Raw genomic sequence first — 7,953 nt, 5'->3', positions numbered from 1 at the left:
GAGTTGGCGACGGCCCGCCGCGGCGGCGGGGCGCTGCCCGCCGTGCGGGTGGACGACGGCGCGGTGGCCACCGCGTTCGTCAGCGAGCGGCTGCTGCGCGTCGACGGCCTCGCCGCCACCACGTTCGCGCCGCTCTCGCGGTTCTGGCGGGCGCGGGACGGGTGGGTGCGTACGCACGCGAACTACCCGCACCACCGCGCCCGACTGCTCGCGGCGCTCGGACTGGCCGACTCCCCGGACGAGGACGCCCTCGTGGCCCGCGTCGCCGCCGAACTGGCCACCCGACCGGCCGAGCGGGTGGAGGAGGACGTCTTCGCGGCCGGGGGACTGGCCGTCGCCGTGCGCACACCGGAGGCGTGGGCCGCGCACCCCCAGGGTGCGGCCGTGGCCGGGCGGCCCCTGCTCACGCTGGACCGGATGGCCGACGGGCCCGTCCGCAGGCTGCCACGGGAGGCAGGGCCGCCCGCCCGGGGGCTGCGGGTGCTCGACCTGACCCGGGTCATCGCCGGGCCCGTGGCCACCCGTACGCTCGCGCTGCTCGGGGCGGAGGTGATGCGCGTGGACTCCCCGGCGCTGCCGGAGAGCCGGGACGCGCACGCCGACACGGGCTTCGGCAAGCGGTCCACGGTCCTCGACCTCGCCCGGCGGGCCGACCGCGCGAGCTTCGAGGAGCTCCTCGCCGCCGCCGATGTCGTCGTCACCGGTTACCGGCCGGGCGCCCTGGACCGCCACGGGCTGACCCCGGAGGCGCTGGCCGCGCGGCGGCCGGGCCTGGTGGTGGGGCAGTTGAGCGCCTGGGGCGCGTACGGGCCGTGGGGCGGGCGGCGCGGATTCGACAGCCTGGTCCAGGCGGCCTGCGGGATCGCCGCGATCGAGGCGGGGGACGACGGCCGGCCGGGGGCACTGCCCGCGCAGGCGCTGGACCACGGCACCGGCTATCTGCTCGCGGCCGCCGTGCTGCGGGCCGTCACCGAGCAGAGCACGGGCGGCGGCACCCACCTCGCGCGGCTCGCGCTGGCACGTACCGCCGCCTGGCTCACCGGCGGTGTGACCCCGGATCCGGGAGAGGCGAGCGGTGCGTACGAGCCGGGGGAGTGGCTGACAGAAGTGGAGGGCCCCTTGGGGCGGGTGCGGTACGCGCGGTCTCCGGTCGCCTACGAGGGCGGGCCGGCGGACTGGGCGCGGCTCCCGGGGCCGTGGGGCGCGGACGCCCCTCGGTGGGGCTGATGGAGCCGATGCGTCTCCCGGCCGATGTCAGTGCCGGATCGTACGATGAAGCGGTGTTGGATCACTCCCCGGCCGACGACGGCCGCTACCTCGCTCAGGGTCCGCGCGTCGCCATCCGGGCCCTCACCCCGGCGGACGGCGCGGAGTTCACGCGCCTGGCGCGCGCCAGCGCCGGGCTGCACCACCCGTGGCTGACGATACCGACGACCGGGGCGGCGTTCGAGAGATACGCCGAACGGCTGGACGGGGAGCAGCGGGTGGGCCTGCTGGTCTGCCTGCGGGACAGCGGCGCGTTCGCGGGGTTCATCAACATCAACAACATCGTGCGGGGCGCCTTCCAGTGCGGGGCACTCGGCTACGGAGCCTTCTTGGGCGGCGAGGGCCGCGGCCTGCTGGGCGAGGGCATGGGGCTCGTACTGGACCACGCCTTCGGGCCGTTGGGGCTGCACCGGCTGGAGGCGAACATCCAGCCGGGCAACGCGCGGTCGACGGCGCTGGTGAAACGGCACGGATTCCGCCTGGAGGGGTTCTCGCCGGACTTCCTCTTCATCGACGGCGCGTGGCGCGACCACGAGCGGTGGGCGATCACGGCCGGCATGGGGCCGGGCCGGCAGGACGTTCAGCGGGGATCGAGGCAGGGCGCACCACAGGGTTGAGAGACCTCCACCGAGGACAGACCTCCCATCGAGGTCGGAGAGAACGAGGTGCCGTGCCGACGACCATCAGGCGTGCCGTGCTGTCCCTTCCCGCGGCCCCGCTGGGCCCCGAGAACCCGCTGCCCGCGCTGCTGCCGCCCCGCGATCCGCACCACCTCGACGCGGGGCAGCGCGCCGCGCTGCCCCCGGCCATGGCCCGGCAGATCGGCTACGCGCCGCTGGGCAGCGTGCTGCCCGTGCGCCGGCGCGACGGCTACACCCGTCGGCGCACCCCCACCGACGTCGACGCGATCGTCATCGAGAACGACCGGCTGCGCGCCACGGTCCTGCCGGGGCTCGGCGGCCGGGTCCACTCGCTCGAACACAAGCCGTCGGGGCGGCAGTTGCTGTACCGCAACCCCGTGCTCCAGCCCGCCGAGTTCGCCCTGAACGGCGCGTGGTTCTCCGGCGGCATCGAGTGGAACATCGGCGCCACCGGGCACGGCCCCCTGGCCATGGCCCCGCTGCACGCCGCCCGCGTGCCCGCGCCCGGGGGCGGGGAGATGCTGCGGCTGTGGGAGTGGGAGCGGATGCGCGACCTGCCGTTCCAGGTCGACCTCTGGCTGCCCGACGGCTCCGACTTCCTCTATGTCGGCGCGCGCGTCCGTAACCCCCACGACCGGCCCGCGCCCGTCTACTGGTGGTCCAACATCGCCGTCCCCGAGGACGAGGGAAGCCGTGTCCTGGCCCCGGCGGAGGAGGCGTGGCGGTTCGGCTACGAACGCGGGCTGAGCCGGGTTCCCGTGCCGCACTGGGACGGTGCCGACCACACGTATCCGACCCGCGGCCGGCACGCCGCCGACTTCTTCTACGACGTGCCGGACGGCGCGCGCCGCTGGATCACCTCGTTGGACGCGGAAGGCCGCGGCCTGGTGCAGACGTCGACCGATCTCCTGCGCGGGCGCAAACTCTTCGTCTGGGGCTCCGGGCGGGGCGGACGGCGCTGGCAGCAGTGGCTGACCGAGCCCGGCCACGGTGGCTACGCCGAGATCCAGGCGGGCCTGGCCCGCACGCAGTTGGAGCACGTACCACTGGAGCCGGGCGGGGAGTTCGCCTGGCTGGAGGCGTACGGGCCGCTGGCCGCGGACCCGGCCGCCGTGCACGGCGCGGACTGGGCGGCGGCGCGTGGCGAGGTCGAGGGCCGGCTGGAGGAGGCGCTGCCGCGTGCGGCCGTCGACGAGGCGTACGCGGCGTGGCGCCCGTACGCCGACCTGGAACCCAAGGAGAGCCTGGCGACGGGCTCGGGGTGGGGCGCGCTGGAGGTCGAGCGCGGCGGCCACGACCTGCCCGGCACGCCCTTCGGCCCGGAAACGCTGGGCGAGGAGCAGGAACCGTGGCGTGACCTGCTGCGCACGGGCACCCTGCCGTACCCGACGCGGGTGCTGCCGCCGTACGCCACCCTGGTCTCACCGCCCTGGCAGGACCTGCTGGAGCTGGCCGTGCCCGGGAACCCCGTGCACGACCCCCATCTCTGCTACCACCTGGGCGTCGCCCGCTGGCACGCCGGCAACCGCTCGCAGGCCGTCCGCAGCTGGGAGCAGATCGCCGACGACGACTGGCCGTCGATGCGCTGCCTGGCCGTCGCCGACCAGGTGAACGGCCACCCGGAACGGGCCGCCGACCGCTTCCTCCAGGCGTTCGAGGACGCCCGCGAGGAGCGGCGCGACGGCGCGGTGTGGACGGCGGCGATGGCGGCCCTCGGACGCGAGACGATCGAGGCGCTGCTCGCGGTGGGCCGCGCGGACGAAGCGGCCGCGGTCCTGTCCGGCCTCCGTCCGGGCATCCGGGAACGCGGCCGCTTCCAGCTGCTGCGCGCCCGGGTCCTGCTCGCGCGCGGCGACGCCGCGGCGGCGCGCGGGATCTTCGACCGGGGCTTCGAGGTGGCCGACCTGAGAGAGGGCGACGAGACGCTCGCCGACACGTGGCACGCGATCGCGGAGCGCCTCGTCGCGGGCGATTCCCCGATCACCGAGGCCATCAGGGCCCGCGCCCTGACCGAACACCCCCTGCCCCGCCGCTACGACTTCCGGATGCGCCCCGCGTAGGCCGCCGGCGGGGGCGGCTCAGTCCCAGGTGTTGAAGACGACCGCACCCAGGGTCTCGGCGGCGTAGTAGCGGATCTGCCGCCACTCCTCCCGCGAGAGCGCCGATGTGTCCACGCCGAAGAGAGGCGTGGTCAGCTGTCCGGCCGTCAGCACGACGAAGCCGGAGGAGCGGAAGACGTGCGACCAGGGCGGTGGAGGTACGAAGTCGTGCATGAACCCGTTGCCCCGGTCCTCGGTGAAGGCGATCCACGGATGATGGGCGTGGCACAGGACGACGCTCTCGCCGCCGCCGTGGATGACCGAAGCGGTGTGGAAGGTCCGGGGGTAGCGCTGTTCCTCCACCCCGCCCACCCTCCCTCCGGCAGCCCGGACGGCAGCGTGAAGGATGGCCCGGAACGCCCGCGGATCGGTCGGCGGAGGCGGGTCCTCCTTCGGAGAGAAGAAGCCCGTCGCCCCCCTCACCAGCTGGAACACGGTGTCACCTCAAGAGCCATACCGCTCATTCTGGCGGGACCCCCCTCGGGCCTCGGGGCCGGGTTGGGAGGCTTACCGCAAGGAAGACGCGGCCCGCCCCCCGCCCGGCGCCCCTCACTACCCCGCCTTGCGGTCCACGTACTCGAAGACCGAACCGTCCGGGTGGCGGGCCACGACGTTGCGGCCGATGGGGGTCGGCAGGGGGCCCGCGATGATGTCCGCGCCCACGGCCGTCAGGTCCGTCACCGCTTCGTCGACGTCCGTGACGGCGATCGTCGCCGTGATCTTCCGCAGGATCGACAGCTCCTTCTCCGGTCCGCTCATCAGGAAGAAGCAGCCGACCGCCGCCACCTCGACGCCGCCGCGCCGGAATCGCAGTGCTTCGGCGCCGGTCAGACGCTCGTAGACAGCCACCGCCGCTTGCAGATCGTCGACGCACACACGGAGCGAAGTCCCCAGAATGTTCATGAGGACAAGGCTAGTTGGCGGAGGAGCCGGTCCAGGGCGAGGCAAGTGATTGGCCCGAAAGGGTGGGTTGTCGAACGGGTCATCCAAGAGTGAGGTGGGGGTGCGCTGCGCAGCATCGCATTGTCATACAAGAACGCGACATCGGAGGACATATGTCGAGTGCGACGCAACCCGCCAATCGTGCTGCTGGACAGTGACCCGGCCCGCCGGAGGGTGCTGGCGGACAAGCTTGAGGGCTGGTACGGGAAGGACTTCCAGGTGCTCCAGCTCCCCGCCGGGCAGGAGGCCGTGGGCGCGCTCACCGGATGAGGCGGCGACGGGACGCACATCGCGCTCGTCACCGGCGTGGGTGACAACGGCGGCGGGCTCACCGGGATGGTGGAGGCGGCCAAACTGCCCACCGCCGCCGGCCTGGTGTCGCTGGGGCCCGACGGCGGCGCGGTTCCCCCCGCCACGGAGGCGGGCGTCTCCGTGAGCCTCACCGACGGCCTCCTCGACGAGGACCACCGGCAGATCGTCGACCGGCAGATCCACGCCTGGTGGGAGCGCGCCCCGAAGCAGGTACGGGACCAGTACGCGGTCGTCGGGATCACCGGGCCCATCCGCTCCGAGGCGGCCTTCCGGATCCGGGAGTTCCTCACCGGATCCGGGGTGGTGTTCAAGTGGCCCGAGCATTCCGGCGGCGCCACCGTCGTCGTCAACGTGACGGTGAAGGGCGACACCAAGACCTTCACCGACCCCACGCTCGCCGTGCTGGCCGCCGCCCTCGGGCCGGCACCTCCTCGCGGATCGCCAACTACCTGGGATTCCCCGGCGGCATCGTCGGCCACGACTTCGCACAGAAGGCCCTGGAGCAGGCGAAGGGCTTCGGCGTGGAATGGGAGCCCCTGCGGACGGCGAAGAAGCTCAACGTCCGCGAAGGAGCCGGCGGGTCCACCGATCCGCACTCCGTCGAGCTCGACGACGCCAAGAAGAGCACGATCAAGGCCGGCGCCGTCATCGTCGCCACCGGCCTGGCCTGGCGGCGGCTCGACGACAGCACCAAGGCCAACGAGCTGATCGGCTCCGGGGTGTACTACCAGGCGCTGGTGACCGACGCCGAGTACACCAAGGGCCAGGAGATCGCGATGGTCGGCGGCGGGAACTCCACGGGCCAGGCCGTGGTGTACTTCGCCCAGTTCGCCAAGAAGGTCACCATGATCGTCCGTACCGACCTGAGCAAGATGTCGGCGTACCTGGTCGACGAGATCAACGCCCTCAAGGCGGCCGGCAAGGTCGAGATCCTGCTCAACACCGAAGTGAAGCTGTGCGAGGCGGACGGGAACAAGCAGCTCAAGAACCTGAAGGTGGGCCCGAAGGGCAGCAAGAACCAGGCGAACAGGGACATCCCGACCCGGTGGCTGTACGTCCTGATCGGCGGCGCCCCCAACACCGACTGGCTGGGCGGCCGGCTTCAGCTCGACAGCCAGTCCAAGACCGTCCTGACCGGGCGCGACGTGACCGGGCAGACCGGCCTGACCTCCACCGCCACCAGCGTGCCCGGCGTCTACGCCGTCGGTGACGTCCAGTTCGGCGCGCCGCCGCGCGTCGGCGGGGCCGTGGGCCGGGGCGCCGCCGCCCTCGCCGAACTGTTCGGCTACATCGCGAAGAACAAGCAGTACTTCCCGACGTACGCCGGCAAGCCCGGCAAGAACGAGCACCGGAGCTGAGCGACACCCCGCCTGCCGGCCCTCAGCCGGCCGGCAGGCGGTAGACCACCAGCGCCTCGTTCTCCTTGCGCAGGAACAACTCCGCCGGCGCCGGCGCGATCTCCCCGTCGTACGCGAGGTGCGTACCGGGTCCGATGTCACTGATCCGCAGCTGCCGCACCCGCGCCGTGCGCAGTACGGGGGAGTGCTTGAGGCCGCCGGAGAGGGCCGCCGCGAGCAGCCGCGTACGCGCCAGCCGGCCGCCGGAGACCATCCGCACGTCCAGCACACCGTCCGCGAGATCGTGCCGCCGCACCGGGGCCAGGCCCAGCCCCCGGTAGGTGCAGTTGCCGGCGAAGAGCATCCACACCCGCCGCCGCCTGCCGTTGACCCGGATCGTTTCCGGCTGCGCCGTGCGCAGCACGTGCACCGCCGCCAGCACCCCCGCCGGCCAGGCCCCGACCCGCGGCGCCCACCGCTCGCGCACCCGCACCAGCTCGGGGTACGCGCCGATGCTGAAGGTGTTGAGGAACCAGCGGCTCCCACCGTCACCGAAGCGCACCATGTCCACCGCCACGGCCTCCCCGGCCTCCACGGCACGGGCGGCGTCGGCGACGGACTCGATGCCCAGGTCGTACGCGAAGTGGTTGAACGTGCCGCCCGGCAGGACCGCCAGCGGCAGCCCGTACCGGTGGGCCACCGCCGCGGCCGCGTTCACCGAGCCGTCGCCGCCGAACACCCCCAGCGCGCCGCGCAGTTCCCGCGCGCGTTCGGCCGCCGTCTCCAGCGCCTTGTCCAGCGACTCGCCGCCGCCGTCGGCCGTGAGGGCGCAGGCGACGACCTCGGCGCCCGGCAGCGCCGAGCGCACCTCCTGCTCCGGGTCGGGCCGCAGCGCCGCCGCGCGCTGCCCGGAACCGGAGTTGGCGACCACGATCAGACCCTTGCCGCCCGGCAGCGCCGGCGCGTCCGCCCTCGGCCGCGCGGGCGGCGCGAGCTGCGCCCGCGTGGGTACCAGACCGCGTACGGCGAAGGCCGCGCCCGCGCCCAGCGCCGCGCCCGCCAGCACATCACCCGGATAGTGCACCCCGGTGTAGACGCGCGAGAAGCACACCGACAGGGCGAGCGGTGCCAGGGCCAGCCCCCACGCCCGGTTCTCCAGGGCGACGCCCGTCGCGAAGGCGACGGCGGAGGCCGAATGGCCGGAGGGGAACGACGTGGTGATCGGCTGACGGGCCAGCTGCCGTACGAGCGGCACGGTGTCCCGCAGCGGCCGCACGCGCCGCACCGACCGCTTGCCGAGCGTGTTCACCGCCGCCGACGCCAGCGCCAGCGAGGCCACGCCGCGCAGCGCCGCCC

8 protein-coding genes are annotated in these 7,953 nt (G+C 73.8%); 5 read left to right on the top strand and 3 right to left on the bottom strand.

Annotated elements, in window-relative coordinates; translation table 11 throughout:
- The 3 genes from J7E86_RS29325 to J7E86_RS29315 all read left to right on the top strand — a co-directional run.
- Positions 1–1,227 (top strand): CoA transferase (locus J7E86_RS29325; protein ID WP_215085845.1); only part of this gene is annotated, 1,227 nt, incomplete at its 5' end.
- A 53-nt stretch (positions 1,228–1,280) separates the two neighbouring features.
- Positions 1,281–1,883: a GNAT family protein gene (locus tag J7E86_RS29320; RefSeq protein WP_308312771.1), complete on the top strand. Its 603-nt coding sequence runs from the start codon at positions 1,281–1,283 to the stop codon at positions 1,881–1,883.
- A 53-nt stretch (positions 1,884–1,936) separates the two neighbouring features.
- Positions 1,937–3,967 carry a DUF5107 domain-containing protein gene (locus tag J7E86_RS29315; protein WP_215085844.1) on the top strand — a complete coding sequence of 677 codons (2,031 nt, stop codon included), beginning with the start codon at positions 1,937–1,939 and terminating at the stop codon, positions 3,965–3,967.
- Positions 3,968–3,985: 18 nt separating this feature from the next.
- On the opposite strand, the gene J7E86_RS29310 is transcribed toward J7E86_RS29315, so the two are convergent.
- The gene (locus J7E86_RS29310; RefSeq protein WP_251019855.1) at positions 3,986–4,309 is read right to left on the bottom strand and encodes a hypothetical protein; all 324 of its coding nucleotides are present in this window, start codon (positions 4,307–4,309) and stop codon (positions 3,986–3,988) included.
- A 249-nt stretch (positions 4,310–4,558) separates the two neighbouring features.
- Positions 4,559–4,909 carry a VOC family protein gene (locus J7E86_RS29305; RefSeq protein WP_215085842.1) on the bottom strand — a complete coding sequence of 117 codons (351 nt, stop codon included), beginning with the start codon at positions 4,907–4,909 and terminating at the stop codon, positions 4,559–4,561.
- A 180-nt stretch (positions 4,910–5,089) separates the two neighbouring features.
- Here J7E86_RS29305 and J7E86_RS31730 point away from each other — a divergent pair, with 180 nt between their 5' ends.
- Together J7E86_RS31730 and J7E86_RS29300 are read left to right on the top strand one after the other, a co-directional pair.
- Positions 5,090–5,218, top strand: coding sequence for a hypothetical protein (locus J7E86_RS31730; protein ID WP_285439793.1), 129 nt, complete (start codon positions 5,090–5,092; stop codon positions 5,216–5,218).
- A 230-nt stretch (positions 5,219–5,448) separates the two neighbouring features.
- Positions 5,449–6,618, top strand: coding sequence for an NAD(P)/FAD-dependent oxidoreductase (locus tag J7E86_RS29300; RefSeq protein ID WP_374223876.1), 1,170 nt, complete (start codon positions 5,449–5,451; stop codon positions 6,616–6,618).
- A gap of 22 nt (positions 6,619–6,640) precedes the next feature.
- On the opposite strand, the gene J7E86_RS29295 is transcribed toward J7E86_RS29300, so the two are convergent.
- On the bottom strand, positions 6,641–7,953 hold a 1,313-nt coding region (locus J7E86_RS29295; RefSeq protein ID WP_215085840.1), incomplete at its 5' end, for a bifunctional phosphatase PAP2/diacylglycerol kinase family protein.

The sequence above is a fragment of the Streptomyces sp. ISL-11 genome (genome assembly GCF_018614525.1).
Classification (GTDB): domain Bacteria; phylum Actinomycetota; class Actinomycetes; order Streptomycetales; family Streptomycetaceae; genus Streptomyces.
The sequence above is the reverse complement of the archived record's forward strand: the minus strand, read 5'-3'. Positions and strand labels throughout refer to the sequence as shown.

What these genes read in the sequence shown, in the direction of transcription:
- J7E86_RS29305 (WP_215085842.1), bottom strand. Translation starts at nt 4,909, where the DNA reads ATGAACATTCTGGGGACTTCGCTCCGTGTGTGCGTCGACGATCTGCAA.